The sequence below is a fragment of the Methylobacterium sp. NEAU K genome (assembly GCF_030700285.1).
GTDB lineage: Bacteria > Pseudomonadota > Alphaproteobacteria > Rhizobiales > Beijerinckiaceae > Methylobacterium.
Genome location: NZ_JAUYZJ010000001.1, coordinates 311454 through 333804 on the forward strand (window position 1 = coordinate 311454; position 22351 = coordinate 333804).

The window sequence follows — 22351 nt, forward strand, 5'->3', positions numbered from 1 at the left end:
AGAGGCCCCGGCCTTAGGAGTGCGGTGCCGAACGGAATGCTCGGCCCCGCTCACATCACAGCGAATAGTACTGCACGAACTCGATCGGGTGCGGGGTCATCTCGTAGCGCAGCACCTCGGTCATCTTCAGCTCGATGAACGAGTCGATCTGGTCGTCCGTGAACACGCCGCCCTCCTTGAGGAAGGTGCGGTCCTTGTCGAGGCTGGTCAGCGCCTCGCGGAGTGAGCCGCACACGGTCGGGATCTTCTTCAGCTCCCGCGGCGGCAGCTCGTAGAGATCCTTGTCCATGGCCGGACCCGGATCAATCTTGTTGCGGATGCCGTCGAGGCCGGCCATCAGCAGGGCCGAGAAGGCCAGGTACGGGTTCGCCATCGGATCGGGGAAGCGGACCTCGACGCGCTTGGCGTTCGGGCTCTTGGTCCACGGGATCCGGCAGGAGGCCGAGCGGTTGCGCGCCGAGTAGGCGAGCAGCACCGGCGCCTCGTAACCCGGCACCAGCCGCTTGTAGGAGTTGGTCGACGGGTTGGTGAAGGCGTTGAGCGCCTTGGCGTGCCGGATGATGCCGCCGATGTACCAGAGGCATTCCTGAGAGAGCCCGGCATACTTGTCGCCGGCGAAGACCGGCTTGCCGTCCTTCCAGATCGACTGATGCACGTGCATCCCCGAGCCGTTGTCGCCGTAGACGGGCTTGGGCATGAAAGTCGCCGACTTGCCGTAGCTCTGCGCGACGTTGTGGATGCAATACTTGTAAATCTGCATGTGGTCGGCGAGCTTGGTCAGCACGTCGAACTTCATGCCGAGCTCGTGCTGGGCCGAGGCCACCTCGTGGTGGTGCTTCTCGACCTTCACGCCCATCGACTGCATGGCCGCGAGCATCTCACCGCGCATGTCCTGGGCCGAATCCTGCGGCGGGACCGGGAAGTAGCCGCCCTTGGTCTGGACCCGGTGGCCGAGGTTGCCGCCCTCGTAATCGGTGAAGCCGTTGGTCGGCAGCTCGGTTGAATCCAGCTCGAAGCCGGTGCGGTACGGATCGGCGGCGAACTTCACGTCGTCGAACACGAAGAACTCGGCCTCGGGGCCGACATAGATCGTGTCGCCGATCCCGGTCTGCTGCAGGTAGGCCTCGGCGCGCTTGGCGGTGCCGCGGGGGTCGCGGGAATAGGGCTCGCCGGTGGCGGGCTCCAGCACGTCGCACACGATCGACATGGTCGCGGCGGAGAAGAACGGGTCCAGACAGGCCGTGGAGGGGTCCGGCATCAGCAGCATGTCGGACTCGTTGATCGCCTTCCAGCCGGCGATCGACGACCCGTCGAACATCGTGCCTTCGGCGAAGATCTCGTCATCGATGAGCGACACGTCGAACGTGACGTGCTGCCACTTGCCGCGCGGGTCGGTGAACCGGAAGTCCACGTAGCGCACGTCGTTGTCCCGGATCGTCTTAAGCACCTCGGCCGCAGTCGTCATGGTGGGCATCCTCCAGGATCTCTTCGGGAAATTCGCTCGACGCGGTCGCACCGTCCGGCCACGTCGGCCGCGCCGCTTGATATCCGTCGCTGGGTCGCCTTGCCACCCGCGCGCCGCCCGATTCACCCGTCGGACGGGACGATCGGCGTCCATTGCCGCCCGCTCTCGGTTCCGTGATCGCAAAAATGGGGCCCGACGGCCGGCACGGCCGGATTTGGGAGCGCTCCTGGCATGCTCCATGCAAAAGCGGCAGCGGCCGTCGAGACGGCGGCAAGCCGTTCGCGTCGCCCGGGGATTGACCAGGTCGCGCATCTACAACGGACGAGAGAACCGGAATGACGAAATATAAGCTCGAGTACATATGGCTCGACGGGTACACGCCGACCCCGAATCTCCGCGGTAAGACGCAGATCAAGGAATTCGACAGCTTCCCGACCCTCGAGCAGCTCCCGATGTGGGGCTTCGACGGCTCGTCAACGAAGCAGGCCGAGGGCGGCAGCTCCGACTGCATGCTCAAGCCCGTGCGCCATTTCCCTGACCCGGCCCGCAAGAACGGCGTCCTGGTCCTGTGCGAAGTGATGATGCCGGACGGCAAGACCCCGCACGAGTCGAACAAGCGCGCGACCATCCTGGACGATGCGGGCGCCTGGTTCGGCTTCGAGCAGGAGTACTTTCTGTATAAGGACGGCCGCCCGCTCGGCTTCCCGGCCAGCGGATATCCCGCCCCGCAGGGGCCGTACTACACCGGCGTCGGCTATTCGAACGTCGGCGACGTCGCCCGCAAGATCGTCGAGGAACACCTCGACCTCTGCCTCGAGGCCGGCATCAACCACGAGGGCATCAACGCCGAGGTGGCCAAGGGCCAGTGGGAATTCCAGATCTTCGGCAAGGGCTCCAAGAAGGCCGCCGACGAGATGTGGATGGCCCGCTACCTCCTGCAGCGCCTCTGCGAGACCTACGGCATCGACGTCGAGTACCACTGCAAGCCGCTCGGCGACACCGACTGGAACGGCTCGGGCATGCACTGCAACTTCTCGACCGCGTTCATGCGCGAGCATGGCGGCAAGGCGTATTTCGAGAAGCTCATGGACGCGTTCAAGAACGCCCGCGAGGAGCACATCGCCGTCTACGGTCCTGACAACCACATGCGCCTGACCGGCAAGCACGAGACCGCCTCGATCCACGAGTTCTCGTACGGCGTTGCCGACCGCGGCGCCTCGATCCGCGTGCCGCATTCCTTCGTGAACAACGGCTACAAGGGCTATCTCGAGGATCGCCGCCCGAACTCTCAGGGCGACCCCTACCAGATCGCCTCGCAGGTGCTGAAGACGATCTCGTCAGTGCCGACCGAGGCCGCCGCCGCCGCCTGAAGCGTGGAGCCCAGGCTTCCCCCATCGAAGACCGAGAAGCCGGGTCCTCGTGCCCGGCTTCGCCGTTTGCGGGATGGCGGGGCCGCTCACGGGCGACGCGGGCGCTCGTCCTCGCGGATCGCGGCCTCGTGGTACCAGGCGCCGCCGCCCAAGCTCGGTGCTGCGCGCAGCGGCTTGGCCTCCTCGATCGCCCGGGGCGCGATGCGCGGGCGCCGGAAGGCGGACAGATCGTAGATCTTGGCGGTCTCGCGCACGTCGATATCGGCCATCGCACATTCCTCCAGCGTGAGATCGAAGCGGCCGTTCCGGCCGTCCGTTCCAGAGGATGTGGGGTGCCGAACGTGACGCTCCATGGCCGGAGGCGCAGATGCCGGACATTCGTGCAGCGCGCATTCTTGGGCAGCACGGACGAAAAGCGGGAAATTCGCGCGAGAATGCGGGCCTTTTTCGGGGGAGGACGCCCAGTCCGCGGGCCCGGAGCCGCGCGGATCGGCCGTCAGATCGCGTCGGTGCCGGTCTCGCCGGTGCGGATGCGGATCGCTTCCTCGATCGTCGATACGAAGATCTTGCCGTCGCCGATGCGGCCGGTCTGGGCCGACTTGCGGATCGCCTCCACCGCTCCCTCGACCAGGGCGTCGGACAGCACGATTTCCAGCTTCACCTTCGGCAGGAAGTCGACCACGTACTCGGCCCCGCGATAGAGCTCGGTGTGGCCCTTCTGGCGGCCGAAGCCCTTAGCCTCGATCACGGTGATGCCCTGGAGGCCGACCTCCTGGAGCGCCTCCTTCACCTCGTCGAGCTTGAAAGGCTTGATGATCGCTTCGATCTTCTTCATGCCGCTCGGGCCTGCGCTACACTGCCAGATATTTCTAACATCCCCGTGAAGCCTCCGCCACGCCGTTTTCTCGGCGGGCCCCAGGTTACTGCCCATTCGGCGCGCAATCTACGCACATCCTTCGGGCTTTCAGTGAAATTGTGGCGCATTTTTAATCAGTGCGTGGTCGGTGCACGGGCAGAGGCGGAGATGAGCATGCGGTTGCTGACGGTTGCGGCGATGCGGCGGGTCGATGAGACGGCGATCAACGGCGGAATCTCGGGTCTGACCCTCATGGAGGCCGCCGGTGCCGCGGTTGCCGCGCGCGCCGCGGCGCGGCTGCCCGAAGGCGGACGGGTAGTCGTCCTGTGCGGACCGGGCAACAACGGAGGCGACGGATTCGTGGCTGCCCGCAAGCTGACGGAGCGTGGCTACGCGGTCGACCTTTTCCTGCTCGGGGACCGTGTTGCGCTCAAGGGCGACGCCGCCCTGGCGGCACGAGCCTGGACAGGCCCGGTCCAGGGGGCCGGGCACGCTGCGCTCCCGCCCTGCGACCTCGTGATCGACGCCCTGTTCGGGGCGGGCCTGTCTCGCGACCTCGACGGCCCGGCCCGGGCCCTGGTCGAAGCCGTGAATGCGAGCGGCCGTCCGGTGCTCGCCGTCGACGTGCCGAGCGGGCTCGACGGCGATACCGGTGCCGTGCGCGGCGTCGCGATCCGCGCCGTGGAGACCGTGACCTTCGTGGCGTTCAAGCCGGGGCATGTGCTGCAGCCCGGGCGCGGCCTCTGCGGCCACCTGCATCTGGCCGACATCGGGGCGGGGGATGCGGCGCTGGAGGCCGGCCTCGCTGCCTGCACGCCGCCGCTCTACCGGAACGGGCCGACCCTTTGGGCGCACACCTTCCCCCGCCTGACCGGCGAGAGCCACAAGTACACCCGGGGGCACGCCCTGGTGCTGTCGGGGCCCGCCACGAAGACCGGTGCGGCCCGGCTCGCCGCGCGCGGCGCCCTGCGGGCCGGTGCCGGCCTGGTCACGGTCGCGTCACCGGACTCGGCTCTGGCCGAGAACGCCGCCCACCTCACGGCGATCATGCTGCGTCCCAGTGAGACCGCGGACGACCTCGACGACCTGCTCACCGACGAGCGCCTCAACGTCGTCCTGGCCGGCCCCGGCCTCGGCACCGGCGAGGCCACGCGCGAGCGCGTCGCGGTGGCAGCTGCCGCAGGCCGAGGCCTCGTCCTCGATGCCGATGCCCTGACGAGCTTCGCCGGACAGGCGCCGCTTCTCGCCGCACATATCGCCGACGGGCAGGCGCGCGCAGTGCTCACCCCGCATGCCGGTGAGTTCGCGCGGCTCTTCAGCGGGACTGAGGCTGCCGCCGAAGAGGCCGACAAGGTCGCCCGCACCCGCGCGGCGGCCGCGCTGGCCGGCGCCGTCGTGGTGCTGAAGGGGGCCGATACGGTGATCGCGAGCCCCGACGGGCGCGCGGCGATCAACGACCACGGCAGCCCCTACCTGGGGACCGCCGGCTCCGGCGACGTGCTCGGCGGCCTGATCGCCGGGCTGCTCGCCCAGGGCATGCCGCCCTTCGAGGCTGCCGCCGCCGGCGTGTGGCTCCACGGGGATGCCGGCCTGCGCCACGGGCCCGGCCTGATCGCGGAGGACATTCCCGAGTTGATGCCCGCCGTGCTGAGAGATCTCTCCGAAGCGGCGCTCAGGTGACTTCGAACACCGTCCAGAGGCCGGTATCGAACCGCTCCAGAACCGTGGCGCTGATCAGCCAGCGGCCCGGATTGTCGGCCAGGAAGCCGATTCGCGCCGTCCGCCCTTCCAGCAACTGGAAGGTGTCGAGCCAATAGGGTTCCCAGCCGTCATCCAGGGGGTGGAGCAGGCGGAAGCAGTGGCCGTGCAGGTGCAGCGCCTGGGGGAAGCCGGTCTCGTTGCGCAGGGCCAGCACCACCACCTGTCCGCGCTTCACCGAGAGGATCGGCTGGAGACCCGCAGCCGCGCTGGTCCCGTTCACCGCCCAGATCTTCTGCGGGTCGCCCGTATAGACGGGATCGGGCACCGGCTTGTCCTTGCCGGCGTCCTTGGCCTCCTTGGGCACGAAGGCGCCCCCGGTGATCACCACGTCGCGCCGCAGCGCGTTCTGGAGCTTGATCTCCGCCGGCAGGCGCTTGTTCTCGCCGATCGGCCCGATCGGCGCCCGTTTGTCGGTGATCTTGGCGCCCTTCGTCGTCACGCTCGCCAGGGTCAGGCCCTGGCCGACCAGGGCGATGATCGAGCAGGTGGCGCCTTCCTCCTCCGGCAAGTCCACCAGCAGGTCGTAGCGGGTGCCGGGCGGGAACGGCAGGGTCGCCCGCAACGGCTCGAACGTGTCGGTGGGCTGCCCGTCGACGGCCGCCACGTAGACCTTCACGCCCTCGAAACGGAGGCGCGTCGCCCGCGCGTTGCAGGCGTTGCCGAGACGCAGGCGGACACGGGAACCCGGCCGCGCCTCGAACGCGTCCGGCACCGGCTTGCCGTTGATCGTGACGAGGTTGCCGAGCCGACCGTGCGTGGCCGCGAAGATGGTCTGCCCGAACGGCATCAGGTTCGCATCGTCCTGGAGCCGCCAATCCTGCATCACCAAGCTGACATCCGCGTCGACGGCCGGCGGGTTCGTCTCCTCGACGACGAGCATGCCGGCCAGCCCCCGGCCCGAAGGTTCGCTCGCCCCGCCGACGACGAGGGGCCGGATCAGGAAGGTCCCTGCGTCCGGTGGCGTGAACAGATACTGGAAGTCGCCCCCCGGCGGGATCGGCGCCTGCGTCACGCCGCCGACTCCATCCATCGCGTTGACGTTGCGCACCCCATGCCAGTGCAGCGACAGCGCCTTGTCGGTGCGGTTCTCGACCTTCAGCCGCACCGGCTGCCCGAGCTTGACCCGCACCACCGGGGGGGAGGTCTTGCCGTCGAAGCACCAGACGGGCGTCTCGGCGGTGGGCTCGGGGCGGAGCCGCGACTTGCCGGGGGCTGCCCGGAGGGCGGGGAGGTCCGCGGGACCGGGTGTCGCCGGTGCCGCCTCGGGCGCGGGACCGGACCCCTGCGCCTGCCCGGACTCCGGCATCAACCCGAAAGCGGCCGCGGCGGCGAGCAGGGTCCGGCGCGATGGCGTGCCGGGACGCGGATCGGTCGGCGGCACGGGGCGGGATGAGGGCATGAGATCTCGACGGCGGCGCGCTATGGGCTCGGCTAGATAGCGGCGTGCCCGCGCGCGCGCCACCGTCGCCGGCCGGGGCAAGTTTTTTGCTGCGAGCCGTTCGGCCCATGCTATAGGGCGCGCTTCCGGCGGCCGGCGACGCGCCGGGGTGTCGGCGCGCGGGCGTGGCGGAACTGGTAGACGCGCTGGATTTAGGTTCCAGTGTCGCAAGACGTGGGGGTTCGAGCCCCTCCGCCCGCACCAGGACGCTTCCGGATGGCACGGTCCCCCTTGGGACCGCCTCATCCCCGTATCCGACACCTCGGCATCCCGGACCGCGCGACCAAGCCGCACGACGCCGGCCCGGCCGGCGACCACAGGGTTCTTTGAAGAGCGACGACGACGATGCAGGTGACCGAGATCAACGCCCAGGGACTGAAGCGCGAGTTTCAGGTTCTGCTGGCCGCCCAGGAACTCGAGGAGCGCCTGACGACCGAGCTGTCCGGCATGAAAGACAAGGTCCAGCTTAAGGGCTTCCGCCCCGGCAAGGTCCCGGTCGCCCACCTGCGCAAGGTCTACGGTCGCTCGGTCATGGCCGAAGTGGTGCAGAACGCCGTCAACGAGGCCAACCGCAAGATCGTCACCGATAACGGCCTGAAGCTCGCGCTCGAGCCGCAGGTCGAGTTCCCCTCCGACCAGGCCGAGGTGGAGAAGGCCCTCGACGCCAAGGCCGACCTCGCCTTCAAGGTCGCCCTGGAGGTGATGCCGGACTTCGAGCTCGCCGACCTGTCCGACGTGAGCCTCAAGAAGCTCGTGGCCGCGCCCTCCGACGCCGAGGTCGACGAGGCGCTGGAGCGCATGGCCGGGCAGAGCCGTCCGTTCACCGAGCGCGACGACGGCGCCGAGGCCCAGAATGGCGACCGCGTCACCATCGATTTCGTCGGCCGCATCGACGGCGAGGAGTTCCAGGGTGGCAAGGGCGAGGGGATCGACCTCGAGCTCGGCTCCGGCTCGTTCATCCCGGGCTTCGAGGAGCAGCTCGTCGGCGCCAAAGTCGGCGACAAGAAGGTCGTGAAGGCGACCTTCCCGGAGGCCTACGGGGCCGAGCACCTCGCCGGCAAGGACGCCGAGTTCGACGTGACGGTCACGAAGATCCAGGCGCCGGGCGATGCGAAGGTCGATGACGACTTCGCCAAGTCGATGGGCCTTGAATCCCTCGAGAAGCTGCGGGAGGCGATCTCCAAGGCGATCGGCAGCGATTTCGAGGCCGCCTCGCGGCGCAGGCTCAAGAAGGACCTTCTCGACGCCCTGGACGGCAAGTACGCCTTCGAGCTGCCGCCCTCCCTGGTCGCGCAGGAATTCGCCAGCGTCTGGGCCCAGGTCGAGCAGGACCTCAAGACCCGCGGCAAGACGTTCGCGGACGAGGACACGACCGAGGAAAAGGCGCAGGCCGATTACCGGAAGATCGCCGAGCGTCGCGTCCGTCTCGGTCTCGTGCTTGCGCAGGTCGGCGAGAGCGCCGATATCAAGGTTTCGGACGAGGAGGTGAACCAGGCCCTCATCGCCCGGGTCCGGCAGTTCCCGGGCCAGGAGCAGCAGGTCTGGGACTTCTATCGCAAAAACCCGCAGGCGCTCGCCGAGCTTCGGGCGCCGCTGTTCGAGGAGAAGGTGGTTGACCACGTTCTCGGGCAGGTCAAACTCGTCGAGGAGCCGGTCTCGAAAGAGGCACTCTTCGCAGACGAAGATGACGACGACACGACCGGCGGGAAGCCGGCAGACAAGGCCGAGGCTTCGGCCGACTGAGCCCCGCTCTGTCCCAGGACGGCGGGCATAGGGTTAGGCGGTGGTTAAGCATCGCCGGTGTTCGCTGATACGCCCGGGCTGTCGTGATTCGCGGCAGTCCCGGGCCTCACTCCGGGGCAGGACGAGATGAGAGATCCGATCGACGTTTACAACAACGCGCTCGTGCCGATGGTCGTCGAGCAATCGAGCCGCGGCGAGCGCGCCTTCGACATCTACTCGCGCCTGCTCCGCGAGCGCATCATCTTCCTCACTGGCCCCGTGGAGGATTACGGCGCGTCGCTGATCGTGGCGCAGCTGCTGTTCCTCGAGGCGGAGAACCCGAAGAAGGAAATTTCCTTCTACATCAACTCGCCCGGCGGCGTCGTGACCTCGGGCCTGTCGATCTACGACACGATGCAGTTCATCCGCTGCCCGGTGACGACGCTCTGCGTCGGCCAGGCCGCCTCGATGGGCTCCCTGCTTCTCACCGCCGGCGAGCCAGGCCACCGATTCGCCCTGCCGAATGCCCGGATCATGGTCCACCAGCCCTCGGGCGGCTTCCAGGGGCAGGCGACGGATATCCTGATCCATGCCCGCGAGATCGAGGCGCTGAAGCGGCGCCTGAACGAGATCTACGTGAAGCATACCGGCCGCGACTATGCGGCGATCGAGAATGCCCTGGAGCGCGACAATTTCATGACCGCGGACGCGGCCAAGGAATTCGGCCTCATCGACGAGGTCATCCAGAAGCGGCCCGAGCCCGCCGCAGCCTGACCGGTTGCGTCGCCAGACCGCCGCGGCGCGGCCTTGATCCCGCCGCGGCAGCGTGTTTGCATCCGATAAAGGGTCCATCGGGCAAAGGCGCGCAGCACACTGTTTCTTTAAACGGGCCCCCTTACGTTGAAGCGATGCGCGTGCGCCCCTAGCCGGCTGCGTACGTGACGAATCGGAGACCGATATGAGCAAGACTGGCGGCAATGACTCGAAGAGCACGCTGTATTGCTCGTTCTGCGGCAAGAGCCAGCACGAGGTCCGCAAGCTGATCGCCGGCCCGACCGTGTTCATCTGCGACGAGTGCGTCGAGCTGTGCATGGACATCATCCGCGAGGAGTCGAAATCCTCGCTGGTGAAGAGCCGCGACGGGGTCCCGACCCCGAAGGAGATCCGCCGCGTCCTCGACGACTACGTCATCGGCCAGGACTTCGCCAAGAAGGTCCTCTCCGTCGCCGTGCACAACCATTATAAGCGGCTGGCGCACGCGACGAAGCACAACGACGTCGAGCTGGCCAAGTCCAACATCATGCTGATCGGGCCGACCGGCTCGGGCAAGACGCTGCTCGCGCAGACGCTCGCCCGCATCCTGGATGTGCCCTTCACCATGGCGGACGCCACGACGCTCACCGAGGCGGGCTATGTCGGCGAGGATGTGGAGAACATCATCCTCAAGCTGCTCCAGGCGTCGGATTACAACGTCGAGCGGGCGCAGCGCGGCATCGTCTACATCGACGAGATCGACAAGATCTCGCGCAAGTCCGACAACCCGTCGATCACCCGCGACGTGTCGGGCGAGGGCGTCCAGCAGGCGCTCCTGAAGATCATGGAGGGCACGGTCGCCTCCGTCCCGCCGCAGGGCGGCCGGAAGCATCCGCAGCAGGAATTCCTCCAGGTCGACACCACCAACATCCTGTTCATCTGCGGCGGCGCCTTCGCGGGGCTGGAGCGGATCATCTCCCAGCGCGGCAAGGGCACCTCGATCGGCTTCGGCGCGACCGTGCAGGCCCCCGACGACCGCCGCACCGGCGAAATCTTCCGCTCGGTGGAGCCCGAGGATCTGCTGAAGTTCGGCCTCATCCCCGAGTTCGTCGGCCGCCTGCCGGTGCTGGCGACCCTCGAGGATCTCGACGAGGCCGCGCTGAAGAAGATCCTCCAGGAGCCGAAGAACGCCCTGGTGAAGCAGTACCAGCGTTTGTTCGAGATGGAGAACGTCGACCTGACGTTCCAGGACGAGGCCCTGTCGCTGGTCGCCCGCAAGGCGATCGAGCGCAAGACCGGTGCCCGCGGCCTGCGGTCGATCCTGGAAACGATCCTGCTCGACACGATGTACGATCTGCCAGGCCTTGAATCCGTCGAGCAGGTCGTGATCGGTCCCGAGGTGGTCGAGGGTAAGTCGCGCCCGCTCTACATCCACGGCGACCGCAACAAGGACGCACCCGCCAGCGTGAGCGCGTAAGCGCTTGGCGGCGTTGCGTTAAGCGCCCGGCTCCGGCGGGGCGCGCTGCGGGGAACATCTTGAAAACGCTGCGCCCCGCAGCCACCTCAGGCTCAGCGCGGTGGCCGCACGCTCCTTCGAGGTGCGGTCCGCGTCACCAGCCGCAAAGTTCTTGAACATCCCGACCCTCGCGGCCCGGTCGGCCCCCGGCTACAGGTTCGCTCCCCGCGTGGAGGGACCGAGGCCGGGCGTCCCTGAGAGGAAGTCCTCATGACACAGTCGAAATCGCGCCAGCCGGTCGTCCCGGGCTCGACGGGGTCCTACGCCGTTCTTCCCCTGCGCGACATCGTCGTCTTCCCGCACATGATCGTGCCCCTGTTCGTGGGCCGCGAGAAGTCGATCCGCGCCCTTGAAGAGGCGGTGCGCACCGACCGGCATATCCTGCTCGCCACGCAGATCAACGCGGGCGACGACGATCCTGCCACGGACGCGATCTACAAGATCGGCACCCTCGCCTCCGTGCTGCAACTCCTCAAGCTGCCCGACGGCACCGTGAAGGTGTTGGTCGAGGGTATCGGTCGCGCCAAGGTGACGGGCTTCACCCGCTCCGACGAGTATTACGAGGCCACCGCCGAGGCGCTGCACGACGAACTCGGCGACCGCGTCGAGGCCGAGGCGCTCGCGCGCTCGGTGCTCTCGGAGTTCGAGAACTACGTCAAGCTGAACAAGAAGATCTCGCCCGAGGTCGTCTCGGCCGTGACGCAGATCGACGAGCCCTCGAAGCTCGCCGACACGATCGGCTCGCACCTGCTGGTCAAGATCTCCGACAAGCAGGGCATCCTGGAGACGCCCACGGTGGCGCAGCGCCTCGAGCGCGTGCTGTCGCTGATGGAGAGCGAGATCTCCGTGCTGCAGGTTGAGAAGCGCATCCGGACCCGCGTCAAGCGGCAGATGGAGAAGACCCAGCGCGAGTACTACCTCAACGAGCAGATGAAGGCGATCCAGAAGGAGCTGGGCGATTCCGAGGACGGCCGCGACGAGCTGGCCGAGCTGGAAGAGAAAATCGAGAAGACCAAGCTCTCCAAGGAGGCGCGCGACAAGGCCACCGCCGAGCTGAAGAAGCTCCGGCAGATGTCGCCGATGTCCGCCGAAGCCACGGTGGTCCGCAACTACCTCGACTGGATGCTCGGGATCCCGTGGGGCAAGCGCTCGAAGATAAAGAAGGACCTGCTGGGCGCCCAGACCCTGCTGGACGAGGACCATTTCGGTCTGGACAAGGTCAAGGAGCGGATCGTCGAGTACCTCGCCGTGCAGCAGCGCGCGAACAAGCTCACCGGTCCGATCCTCTGCCTCGTCGGCCCGCCTGGCGTCGGCAAGACCTCGCTCGGCAAGTCCATCGCCAAGGCGACGGGGCGCGAGTTCGTGCGCATGTCGCTGGGCGGTGTGCGTGACGAGGCCGAGATCCGCGGTCACCGCCGGACCTATATCGGCTCGATGCCCGGCAAGATCGTCCAGTCGATGCGCAAGGCCAAGACCTCGAACCCGCTCATCCTGCTCGACGAGATCGACAAGATGGGCATGGATTTCCGCGGCGATCCGTCGGCGGCGCTCCTCGAGGTTCTGGACCCCGAGCAGAATGCCACCTTCAACGACCACTACCTGGAGGTGGATTACGACCTCTCGAACGTGATGTTCGTGACGACGGCCAACACCCTCAACATCCCGGGCCCGCTCATGGACCGGATGGAGGTGATCCGCATCGCCGGTTACACCGAGGAGGAGAAGGTCGAGATCGCGCGCAAGCACCTGATCCCGAACGCCCTGAAGAAGCACGGCCTCGGGACGCATGAGTGGTCGATCGACGACGACGGTCTGATGATGCTCGTCCGCCGCTACACGCGGGAGGCCGGTGTCCGTAACCTGGAGCGCGAGCTGTCCAACCTGATCCGCAAGGCGGTGAAGGAGATCCTGATCACCAAGGTCAAGTCGGTCGCCGTGACCGTCGAGAGCCTGCCGGTCTTCCTCGGCCCGCCGAAGTTCCGCTACGGCGAGATCGATGCGGACGATCAGGTCGGCGTGGTCACGGGTCTGGCCTGGACGGAGGTCGGCGGCGAGCTGCTGACGATCGAGGGCGTCATGATGCCCGGCAAGGGCAAGATGACGGTGACGGGCAACCTGAAGGACGTGATGAAGGAGTCGATCTCGGCGGCCGCATCCTACGTGCGGTCGCGGGCCATCGACTTCGGCATCGAGCCGCCGCTGTTCGAGCGTCGCGACATCCACGTCCACGTGCCGGAGGGGGCAACCCCGAAGGACGGTCCGTCGGCAGGCATCGCCATGGCCACCGCGATCGTCTCGACGCTGACCGGGATTCCGGTGCGCCGCGATATCGCGATGACAGGGGAGGTGACCCTGCGCGGCCGGGTCCTGCCGATCGGCGGCCTGAAGGAGAAGCTGCTCGCCGCGCTCCGCGGCGGCATCAAGACGGTGCTGATCCCCGAGGAGAACGCCAAGGATATCGCCGAGGTGCCCGACAGCGTGAAGAACGGGCTGGAGATCGTGCCCGTCGCCCGGATGGATCAGGTTCTGGAGCGGGCACTGGTGCGCCAGCCGGTCGCGATCGAGTGGGAAGAGCCGCTGCCCGTGGCCAAGTCCGCTCGGACCGAAGAGGACGGCGCGGCCTTCATTGCCCACTGAAGGGTGGCGATGAACCTATGAGGACATCCCCCGGAGCCTAGCTCCGGGGGCTTTTTCATGGGAGGCGTGGCCGGCCGCGCGCATCCTGCTGATCAGCCCGAACACGAGCGAGGCCGTGAGCTACCGCGTTGCACGGTGCCTCGCGCCGGGGGTTCCGTGCCCGCTGCTTTGCTCGGTGGAGGCGGTCATTCTCGCCGTCTCGGTCGGCGGCGACGCCCCCCCGGACGCCACCTGCCTGCCGGCCCCGGAGAGAGCGTCGGCCTCGCACGCTTCTCCAGCGCACAAGCGCGCCACCCCATGACACGGGCCCCTTGCACCGCACCTACGCCATGCCGTAACGGTCGACCGCCGGGCGGTTAGCTCAGTTGGTAGAGCGTCTCCTTTACACGGAGAGGGTCGGGGGTTCGAGTCCCTCACCGCCCACCAGTGTTATCAATGGCTTGTCCGAGAGTTTGGATGTCGTGTCTCGTGGGGTGGTGCAGGAGTACCGGCCCTCAGTTCGGGTCCGAGGATTGATCAGGCGGCCACGACGGACAGGCCGAGCACGGGATCGTCGCTCTAGGCCATGAGGATTTCCAAGCTCACGTAGCCGCGGGACACGGCACACCCCGGGACTCGCCTGCTGCGGGATTGGTGGACACCGTCCTGGCTAGTTTGGCTCCCTTCTCGAACGCGAGGAGGCCGCGGTATCCGAGTGTCGATTGCAACTGGGCCCTGTCGTAGAAACGCTCGATGACGTCGAACACGTCCGCCCGCGCCGCGTGCCGCGTACGGTAGGTTCGCCGAGACTTCTGCTGCGCCTTCAGCGAGAAGACGAAGCTCTCCATCGCCGCGTTGTCCCATACGTTGCCAGACCGGATCCTCGAGCAGACGGCGCCGCGCTCAGTGATCAGCCGCTGGAACGGCTCGCGCGTGTCCTGTTTGCCTCGATCCGCGCGGTGCAGCAACGCGGTGGGTTTGCCACTGCGCCAGATCGCCATGACAAGCGTACACATAGAGCCAGCCCTCGGCCCACAAAGCTCGTGCGTCCCTTGGCCGGGATCACTTCAGTCATCGCGGGCGCGTCGGCTGGGCGGCCCCGTGAGCCCGCCCTTGAAGCTAGAGCGAGAGACATTCAGCTCCGAGTACAACCAGGCCGCCGGCAAGATGTCCCGATGCTTGGTGATGACGGCGAACCTCACGGAACGTCTCGCGCGAAAAGGGCGGTGGCCTTTTTGAGATATCACTCTCCGCCAGCGGACGGCCGACCTCCTTACGCGACCGGCCGATCTCGGCCTGCTCTGGCCGCATCTGCCCCTGACCTGGGAACGCGTGCTGCGGATCGGCCGCGACCTGCTTCACCCAGCGGTGCAACGCCGCTTCGGGCACGTCGAGGTCGCGGGCCGCCTGAACAACGCTCACCCCGCGTTCTCGGACCAGCCAAACCGCCTCGATCTTGAACGCACGCCCGAACTTGCGACGCCGCATCCTGCACATCCGGTCTCATCATCGCACCCAAACCGGGTGTCGGTGAAACCGGCGATAGGCCAGCGAGGGCTGCCTGATGTGCCAGTTCAGCCAAGCGCCCGTCTCAGTTTTCCAATGCCTCGCGCAGCACGCTCCGGACGCGTCCGGCGGCGACGGCGATCGCACTCTCCTGCGGGCTCTCGTCCGAAGCGTCCTGCGCCGAAGAGCCGAGCCGGTATTCAATCCGGTATTCTACAGCTTGCAGCAAATCGCGTGCGGGGCCCTCGTCGATACTGCGCAGCGTGTGCGCGAGGTCAAGATAGGCGCTCCGCATGAGGCTGAAGGCCAGGCGTGTCGCGGCTTCATCCGCGATCGGCATCATTTCAGTCATGGCGTGTTCCTTATCAAACACGCTCCCCAGGACGCGGAGTCTATATACCGCCGATTTAGGATTGTAAATACAGTCGGCGATAAGTCTCCACATCGCGATTTTCTACCGTCTGCTGTTCGAGATCCGAACGGAAGATTGTCGCCGAGCGGGACCGTCACATGAGCACAGTCCCCTACGCCGAAAGTGGCGCCGAGTGCGCTCGGGTGGACAGCCGCGAGATCGACGCGCACGCCTCCGGGATCGCCGATGTGCGGGTCTGGCCTTGCGCCGTTTCACACGCGGACGTCGACCACGCGCCTCTGCGATGCTGGAAGTGGTCGGTCCACCTCCTCACCTTGGGCCTCGGCGTCCACGGACCGGGAGATCTCGACCGAAGCCGTGCGCGGTCCCGGCTGGTGCTCCATCGCGGCGGCGGTGCGGGCCGATTGAATCATCTCCGTCGCACGCACGATGCCGACGGTGTTGATCGAGGTGGTGATCGTCATGGCTCGGACCTCCTCGGAAGGAAGCAGAGCATGAGACCGATAAGCGATCGGTTTCACGGATTCGATCAAATTGATGGACTTGCCCCGATCTACCCCGGGCTTCCTGCCGCGGCTCCCATCACCCTGTTCGCCGCAGAGCAGCTCAGCCATGGCCAAGACCGGCACCTTTGCGCGCGCGATGATCGCGGCGGCCGCCAACGCCCTGGCCGGCCGACGAGGCGTGCCGCCGATCGGCATCATCCTCGCGCCCCGCGGCGGACGTTGAAGGATGAGGTCCTGGAGGATGCCCAGGAGGCGCTGAAGGCTGCCCTCGCAACGAGAGTGGCGGCATGAACGCCTCAATCCATGCTGCCGCGCGCTATTGCCCGTCTGTAGCGGCTCGGGCCGTCTGAGGCGTAATCCTGCGCGACTCCTCTGAGTCCCCGCGAAGTCACCGGCTCGGCCATCTGTCCTGCCATCGCGATCAGGGACAGGGTGGCGCACATGCAGAACACAACCCAGAGTACCTCCCCGATCGTCTCAGAATGCCGGTGCTCCGAGCGCAAGATACCGTAGCTCACGAACGTGAACATGGCCGCGGCGACCGTCGGGATCACGAAGTCTGTCAGGGTCACGGCACCCTCCAGTTGGATGCCCAGAGCTTCCCGAAGCCGAGCAGCGATGTCCTTGATCGGCGTCAAAACATGGGCCGGCCGTCGTGAAGCCCGATCGCACGCGGCCTGAGTGACACCGATCTCGCGACGGGAGGCGACCGTGGCTGGCCGGCGGAATCGACCAAGCCGAACGCCTTGCCGGCCACCTTGCCGCCCGAGCAACCATGTCGGAGGTCCGACTTGGATAAGCGCAGTATTCAACTGTTAAACTTCACGCCGACCCTCCGTCCATCGCGCCAGACTACCTCACAGAGTTGGTTTAAGGACAGGCCCATCAAGATAAATCGAAATTCCTCAGGAGGTATGGTTTCTCGCTCGACTTCGATCAGCGCACCGTGTCTACAGATATTCCATACGAGGCAATCACAGCCGTCTTGCGTATCGCCAAAAAATATGTGGCCCGTCTTCAAGGCGAGGCTTCGCGGTTGATTTCTGAGATCTTCGGCCACTGATTGTCTCCCGGGCGCCAGGAATCTGAATATCCAGAGAGCAATTAATTTCGAATTTGTTTCTGTGACTGTATTCGCTGCGGCCGATGCGCTCGACGGCGCGGTAGCGGTATGAGCGCAGTGCGATCACCAGAACCGGGCGGGGCCGCCTTCCGCCCATGCGACGCCGGATCCTGGGCGCGCCGGGAGCAGCTATCCGACCCCGGCAAAGCGCAGTGATCGCTGTCCGAGGCGGCGCGTCAGGCGCCGAACCTATCGCAGCGAGATCCCGCTCGCGTCGGTGACGACAAATGGCGCGATCACGCGAAACTGTTGCCCAGGAAGCCTACGACCTAGAGCTGGCGGCGAGTATGCGCCCGAATCCCCGCGCCCGGCGAGGTCGCCGACGAGACCATGATGTGGCTCAGCGTGGCGGCCGAGGTCGCGGTCGCACACGGCATCGTCGCCCGCGCATTCGCCAAGGCCTCGCGGCGCGGGGCCGAGCATGATCGGCTGACGACATACGAGATACTTGGGCGCCTGCACACGACGCTGGGCGACATCAAGCGGACGGTGAGGCGATGTCGCGTCCGGCCAGGGATGCACATCCCTACTGGAAAGCCCGCGCCGCCCGCTGGATCATCCGAGGCACTGGCGGCATCGAACGTGTCTCGGGCTGCGGCCTTGGAGAGCGTGAAGCGGCTGAACGCGCCACGGAGGCCGACCTGTGCCCGATCAGCGGCCAGACGGCCCGGTCGTGAGCCGACATAATCTCCGCAGCAGTCGGACGAAGGCGCGGAAGGGTGGTGGGCTCTGCGAGGAGATCACACCGCACGTCTTCCGGCGCACCTTTGCGGCCGGGGCCGTGATGGACCGGACGCCGTTCGGCAAAGTGGCGACGGCGCTCGGCACCACCGAGCGGGTCGTCGAGGACGTCTACGGTCGCCATTCGCCCGAGGATCTGCGCGGGATGGTCGAGAGCCTGTCCGGCCGACGGCGCTGGCACGGGGAGCGGGACCTCCACGGCCTGCAGGACCTGATCAATCCCCGGCGCGACCTACCCCTCCGTTCCCGACGTTGTCGCCGACGCCAAAGTTACCGTTGCCGTTCGTGAGGTTTCCGTTGCCGTTGTTCGATCCGATGTTGCCGTTGCCGTTGCCGTTGCCGGCGCCGCCTGTGAGGCTCGGATTGAACATGACTCCACCATTATTGAGGATGGCGAGGCCGCCGGGCGGGGTGCCTCCCGCAAATCCGGCAGCTCCTAGCGCGGCGAAGGGCATGAGACCTTTCAGGAACGGGACGACTAGGCCAGCGAGCGGCTCATGGCGGTGATACCAGAGGAGGGGCTGTGGTGGCCCTCCGCCGCCGGCGGATACGGCGGGTGCCGTGGGGATCACGATCTTCTGGGCCCAGACGGGGGCCGGCAGCATAGCCACGACAACAATGCAGAGCCCGCCCGCGCTGCGTCCGAATGGGTCATTCATTTTCGGATCTCCCGCTTTGCTTTCTGCTCGAGAGGTGCCTCGCCCGGTTCCCACGAGCGCTCACTCCGCGGCAGGAATTTCCGACGCTTCCGGACCTGCGACGCTCCCGCGAAGGGGATAGGGCTGCCAGCGGCCCGATCTGGGTGCAGCCAGTGAGGCCCGTGCATGCCCGAAGTCCGTTCACCGAGTATGCAGTCTGTCGCTGAGAGTTCAGAGAGGCGTTAGTTTGGTTGGCTGGGCCGAACCAGAACAGCCGTAAATTCTATCTAGCCGAGACGGTCTAATGCTTCAGGGCTAGGGGCCCGCGAGGCCTCTGCAATCCTATCGGATCGGGACTGGCGTTTGATGCCGAGCACTTCGCACTCTGCCGGTTCGCCGGCATGTCCGTCCAGGACAATACCAAGGTCACCCGTCACGCAGCGGAATCCACGTCCCGGGCAATCCGCGGCGGAGGGGGCATCTGCCATCGCGACGCGAACGAGACCGGAACAGCGCGCCGTTTATTCTCCGGAAATTCAGGCTTTCGGATGCCCGGATGCCTGATCTGCGCTGGGTGGACGGCCCACTCCACTGTAGCGACCTCGTGAACGAGACCGGCAAAGTGTTCGGCTATGTCGGGCCGATCGCCAAGGGCGCACGCGGCTACATCGTCCAATCCGGCTCGGAATGGCCGCCGCGATTCGCAGCCTTCGCGGATCACCCGACGGCCGAGGCTGCCCGCGTCTGGGTGGAGGCCGAGGTCGCCGTCCGATCCATCGGGCCGGTTCGCATCGACAGGGGGCCGCGCGAGAGCCTCTGATCGGCGGCGGGCCACGGCTCAGGCGTGGCGGCCCATCGACCGCGCCGCCCGCACAATCGCCTCGGCGTGAAAATGCGAGACCATGTGCCCGGTGCCGTGCAGCGACGTGAACTGCGCGCCCGGGATCAGTCGGGCGGCGGCGTAACCCTGCGCGAACGTGTTCACCACCAAGTCGGCGCTGCCGCACAGGATGTGCGTGGGGACCCGCAGCGTCGGATAGCGCTGCGCGCTGCGCGTCAGCGCCGGCCAGAGCCAGCCAGCATCCTCGCCTTCCGCGGTGAGCTGTGCCGCCCGTCCGGCCAGATCGAATGGAAAGGCGTCGCGGAAGCGCTCCGGCATCGCTTGAGGCAGGAACATCGCGTTCCAGAGCAGCCGCAGCAGGGCCGGATCGCTGGACCTGTTCAGGAGCCTCGACAGCAGATCGCCGCCGAGCGGCACCGCCCGCGGCCCGAACAGCATCTGTTCGAGTCGCAACTCCGGGAAGCAGATCGGCGCGAGGGCGACGATGCCCGCGATCTCGTCCGGGTAGAGCATCCCGTACGCCAGGGCGACCGCGCCGCCGAACGAGTGGCCGAGGATCACCGGCCGCTCCAGGCCGAGGATCCGCACCGCGTCCCGGATGCGCGCGGCCTGATCCCAGATGTCGGCCCCGCGCCCGCGCGGTCGCAGGCTGAAACCATGGCCGGGGCGGTCGACGGCGACGACCCGGAAATGCTCGGACAGTGCCGGTACCGGTCCGAGCCACAGATCCTCCAGGCACATCAGCGCACCGTGAATCGCCACGAGATCGGGGCCAGACCCCGTCTCCGCGTAGGCGATCGTCCGGTCGTCCAGCAGGCGCACGTTCCGGCGCGGCACGATGCGTGGATCGCGTCGGTCACCCTGCGGCGGAAAGGCCGGCCCGGGCAGGGCGTGCGGAAGGACGGCCAATTACAGGCGCTTCCCGCGGCCGGGTGCGGTCGCCAACAGGGCCAGCGCCGCGACTGCGCCTACCCCAAGGAGGCCCGCCGCCGTGGTCAGCGGATGCAGGCTCGCCCGTGTATAGGCGCTGGTGCGCATCACGTAGCCTGGCTGGTCGCCGCGTTCCGCGCCGGCTGCCACCGGTGCGTGGAGGGCCCCTGCCGGGTCGCGCGGCGGGATGCCGCGCTTCTGCAGCGCGATGATCGCCGGGGCGAGAAGGTCGTAGGCGCCCGGGGCGAATTCCTTGCCGGCCACGAACGCCTTGCCGGCGCCGCCGACGATGATGTCGCGCTGCGGGTGCACGGCCGCGTGCAGGATGGCGTTGGCCACCTCCGTCGGCGGATAGACCGGCGGCGGCAGGCTCGGTTCGCGATCCATGTAATTGCGTGCCCGGCCCGGCAGGGGCGTGTCGATCGAGGTCGGCTTGATCAACGTCACGGAGATTGGCGCACCCTCGTGAGCCAGCTCCATCCGCAGGGCGTCGGTGAAGCCCTTCACGGCGTGCTTCGACGCCGCGTACATGCCCTGGAACGGAAAGGCGAGGTCCGAGGCCACGCTGCCCATGTTGATCAGAGCGCCTCCGTGCGCGCGCAGCTGCTCCACCGCCACGAGCGATCCGAATACCGTGCCCCAGAGATTGGTCTGGAGCAGGCGCGCATGGTCCGCGTCGCTGATCTCACGGAGCCGACCGTAGATCGTGCCGCCCGCGACGTTGACCCAGGTGTCAAAGCCGCCGAACACCGCCAGGGCCCGGTCGGCGATCGCCTGCACGTCCGCCCGGCTGCCGACATCGGCGACGACGTGGACCGCCTTGCCCCCGATGCCCTCGATCTCGGCCTCGACGCGGGCCAGGGCATCGCCGCTGCGCGCCGCCAGCACGACCCGGGCACCACGCTCGGCCGCCATCCGGGCGGTGGCGAGGCCGATTCCCGACGACGCGCCGGTGATCACCACGACCTGCTCGCTGAGCGGCTTGTGCTTCATCGGTCCTCCCGAACATTCGCGATCACAGCGACGTCCCTGCGGGGCCGTCGCGTTCACGCAAAGAGGAAGTTGCCCGGAGGGGCGCATGGTTCCGGGCCGGCCGCGGGTGATCGGGTCGCAGGGCGGCGCTCGCCGAAGGCTCAGCGTCCGTAGATATCCTGGACTCGGATGATGTCGTCTTCTCCGGTGTAGGATCCGACCTGGACCTCGATCAGCTCCAGGGGGATCTTGCCGGGGTTGGCGAGGCGATGCATCGAGCCGATCGGCAGGTACACCGCCTCGTTCTCGTGGACCAGGACCACCCGTTCGTCGATCGTCACCTCGGCGGTGCCGCGCACCACCACCCAGTGCTCGGCCCGGTGGTAGTGCTTCTGCAGCGACAGCCGCCCGCCCGGCACCACCTGGATCCGCTTCACCTGGAAGCGCTCGCCCAGGTCGATCCGCTGATACCAGCCCCACGGCCGGTACATCCGCAGATGCGCGTCCGCCTCCGGCGCGCCTTGCGCCCGCAGCGCGGTGACCAGCTGCTTGACCTCGCCCGAGCGCGCCTTCGACGCCACCAGCACCGCGTCCGGCGTGGCGACCACCACCACGTCCTCCAGGCCGACCACCGCGGTCAGGCCCTCGCCCTGGCTGTGCACCAGGCTGTTCTTCGTCCCGATCAGCGCCACGCGGCCCCGCACCGCGTTGCCGGCCTCGTCATGCTCCAGCACCTGCCAGACCGCGTCCCAGGTGCCGACATCCGACCACGGGAACGACACCGGCAGAACCCCGGCCCGTTCGGTCCGCTCCATCACCGCGTAGTCGATCGAGATCTTCGGCGCCTGCGCGAAGGCGTCCGCATCCAGCCGCACGAAGTCGAGATCGGTCACCGCCGCCTCCAGCGCCGCGCGCGCGGCCCCGAGCACCTCGGGGGCGAACGCCTCCAGCTCGGCCAGCATCAGGTCGGCCCGGAACAGGAAGTAGCCCGAGTTCCACAACGCCCCCTCGGCGATCAGCCCCTCGGCGCCGGCCCGGTCGGGCTTCTCCACGAACCGCGCCACCCGGGCGGCGCCCGGCGCCTCGGCGATCGGCGCGCCCCGGCGGATGTAGCCGTAGTCGCTGGCCGGGTGGGTCGGCTCGATGCCCAGCGTCATGGTGTAGCCCGCCCGCGCGCCGGCCGCGGCGGCCTGCACGGCCGCCACGAAGGCCGGCGTGTCGGGC

At 67.5% G+C, this 22351-nt stretch carries 18 protein-coding genes, 2 tRNA genes and 1 pseudogene; 9 read left to right on the top strand and 12 right to left on the bottom strand.

The window, feature by feature from the left end; all coding sequences use genetic code 11:
* Nucleotides 1-55: 55 nt before the first annotated feature.
* A complete protein-coding gene (gene glnA / locus Q8W67_RS01495; protein WP_305539542.1) occupies nt 56-1465 on the bottom strand; it encodes a type I glutamate--ammonia ligase in 1410 nt (469 codons plus the stop codon).
* Nucleotides 1466-1800: 335 nt separating this feature from the next.
* Between glnA and Q8W67_RS01500 the strand changes: the two genes are divergently transcribed.
* Nucleotides 1801-2835 carry a glutamine synthetase beta-grasp domain-containing protein gene (locus Q8W67_RS01500; protein WP_305539545.1) on the top strand — a complete coding sequence of 345 codons (1035 nt, stop codon included), beginning with the start codon at nt 1801-1803 and terminating at the stop codon, nt 2833-2835.
* A gap of 86 nt (nt 2836-2921) precedes the next feature.
* Here Q8W67_RS01500 and Q8W67_RS01505 read toward each other — a convergent pair whose 3' ends face one another.
* Complete coding sequence (locus Q8W67_RS01505) at nt 2922-3104, bottom strand: DUF2735 domain-containing protein (RefSeq protein ID WP_305539549.1); 183 nt, start codon at nt 3102-3104, stop codon at nt 2922-2924.
* A 227-nt stretch (nt 3105-3331) separates the two neighbouring features.
* A complete protein-coding gene (locus Q8W67_RS01510; RefSeq protein WP_003600526.1) occupies nt 3332-3670 on the bottom strand; it encodes a P-II family nitrogen regulator in 339 nt (112 codons plus the stop codon).
* A gap of 195 nt (nt 3671-3865) precedes the next feature.
* On the opposite strand from Q8W67_RS01510, the gene Q8W67_RS01515 reads away from it, so the two are divergent.
* Nucleotides 3866-5371, top strand: coding sequence for an NAD(P)H-hydrate dehydratase (locus tag Q8W67_RS01515; RefSeq protein WP_305539583.1), 1506 nt, complete (start codon nt 3866-3868; stop codon nt 5369-5371).
* Here Q8W67_RS01515 and Q8W67_RS01520 read toward each other — a convergent pair.
* On the bottom strand, nt 5364-6851 hold the full coding sequence (locus Q8W67_RS01520) for a multicopper oxidase family protein (RefSeq protein ID WP_305539586.1): 1488 nt from the start codon (nt 6849-6851) through the stop codon (nt 5364-5366). The genes Q8W67_RS01515 and Q8W67_RS01520 overlap by 8 nt on opposite strands.
* 158 nt (nt 6852-7009) lie before the next feature.
* Here Q8W67_RS01520 and Q8W67_RS01525 point away from each other — a divergent pair.
* From Q8W67_RS01525 to Q8W67_RS01550, 6 genes are all read left to right on the top strand, one after another.
* Nucleotides 7010-7094 (top strand) — tRNA-Leu (locus Q8W67_RS01525).
* A gap of 141 nt (nt 7095-7235) precedes the next feature.
* Nucleotides 7236-8633: a trigger factor gene (gene tig / locus Q8W67_RS01530; protein WP_305539589.1), complete on the top strand. Its 1398-nt coding sequence runs from the start codon at nt 7236-7238 to the stop codon at nt 8631-8633.
* A gap of 126 nt (nt 8634-8759) precedes the next feature.
* Nucleotides 8760-9386 carry an ATP-dependent Clp protease proteolytic subunit gene (locus Q8W67_RS01535; RefSeq protein ID WP_007567155.1) on the top strand — a complete coding sequence of 209 codons (627 nt, stop codon included), beginning with the start codon at nt 8760-8762 and terminating at the stop codon, nt 9384-9386.
* 184 nt (nt 9387-9570) lie between these two features.
* Nucleotides 9571-10842, top strand: coding sequence for an ATP-dependent Clp protease ATP-binding subunit ClpX (gene clpX / locus Q8W67_RS01540; protein ID WP_010684321.1), 1272 nt, complete (start codon nt 9571-9573; stop codon nt 10840-10842).
* A 249-nt stretch (nt 10843-11091) separates the two neighbouring features.
* Nucleotides 11092-13518, top strand: coding sequence for an endopeptidase La (gene lon, locus Q8W67_RS01545; RefSeq protein ID WP_305539596.1), 2427 nt, complete (start codon nt 11092-11094; stop codon nt 13516-13518).
* 350 nt (nt 13519-13868) lie between these two features.
* Nucleotides 13869-13944, top strand: a tRNA-Val gene (locus Q8W67_RS01550).
* A 221-nt stretch (nt 13945-14165) separates the two neighbouring features.
* On the opposite strand, the pseudogene Q8W67_RS01555 reads toward Q8W67_RS01550, so the two are convergent.
* From Q8W67_RS01555 to Q8W67_RS01575, 5 genes and pseudogenes are all read right to left on the bottom strand, one after another.
* Nucleotides 14166-14985 (bottom strand): annotated as a pseudogene (locus Q8W67_RS01555) (transposase); the annotation flags it as partial.
* A 103-nt stretch (nt 14986-15088) separates the two neighbouring features.
* Nucleotides 15089-15355, bottom strand: a complete 267-nt coding sequence (locus tag Q8W67_RS01560) for a hypothetical protein (protein WP_305539599.1) — start codon at nt 15353-15355, stop codon at nt 15089-15091.
* A 272-nt stretch (nt 15356-15627) separates the two neighbouring features.
* Nucleotides 15628-15840 carry a hypothetical protein gene (locus Q8W67_RS01565; RefSeq protein WP_305539602.1) on the bottom strand — a complete coding sequence of 71 codons (213 nt, stop codon included), beginning with the start codon at nt 15838-15840 and terminating at the stop codon, nt 15628-15630.
* A 338-nt stretch (nt 15841-16178) separates the two neighbouring features.
* Nucleotides 16179-16454, bottom strand: a complete 276-nt coding sequence (locus Q8W67_RS01570; RefSeq protein WP_305539605.1) for a hypothetical protein — start codon at nt 16452-16454, stop codon at nt 16179-16181.
* Between the two features lie 1507 nt (nt 16455-17961).
* Nucleotides 17962-18405 (bottom strand): hypothetical protein, encoded by a 444-nt coding sequence (locus Q8W67_RS01575; RefSeq protein WP_305539607.1) that lies wholly within the window; start codon nt 18403-18405, stop codon nt 17962-17964.
* Nucleotides 18406-18940: 535 nt separating this feature from the next.
* Between Q8W67_RS01575 and Q8W67_RS01580 the strand changes: the two genes are divergently transcribed.
* On the top strand, nt 18941-19204 hold the full coding sequence (locus Q8W67_RS01580; RefSeq protein WP_305539610.1) for a hypothetical protein: 264 nt from the start codon (nt 18941-18943) through the stop codon (nt 19202-19204).
* Between the two features lie 18 nt (nt 19205-19222).
* On the opposite strand, the gene Q8W67_RS01585 is transcribed toward Q8W67_RS01580, so the two are convergent.
* The 3 genes from Q8W67_RS01585 to Q8W67_RS01595 form a co-directional block, all read right to left on the bottom strand.
* Nucleotides 19223-20134 (bottom strand): alpha/beta fold hydrolase, encoded by a 912-nt coding sequence (locus Q8W67_RS01585; protein ID WP_305539614.1) that lies wholly within the window; start codon nt 20132-20134, stop codon nt 19223-19225.
* A complete protein-coding gene (locus Q8W67_RS01590) occupies nt 20135-21148 on the bottom strand; it encodes an SDR family oxidoreductase (protein WP_305539617.1) in 1014 nt (337 codons plus the stop codon).
* 140 nt (nt 21149-21288) lie between these two features.
* Nucleotides 21289-22351 (bottom strand): mannose-1-phosphate guanylyltransferase/mannose-6-phosphate isomerase (locus Q8W67_RS01595; RefSeq protein WP_305539620.1); only part of this gene is annotated, 1063 nt, incomplete at its 5' end.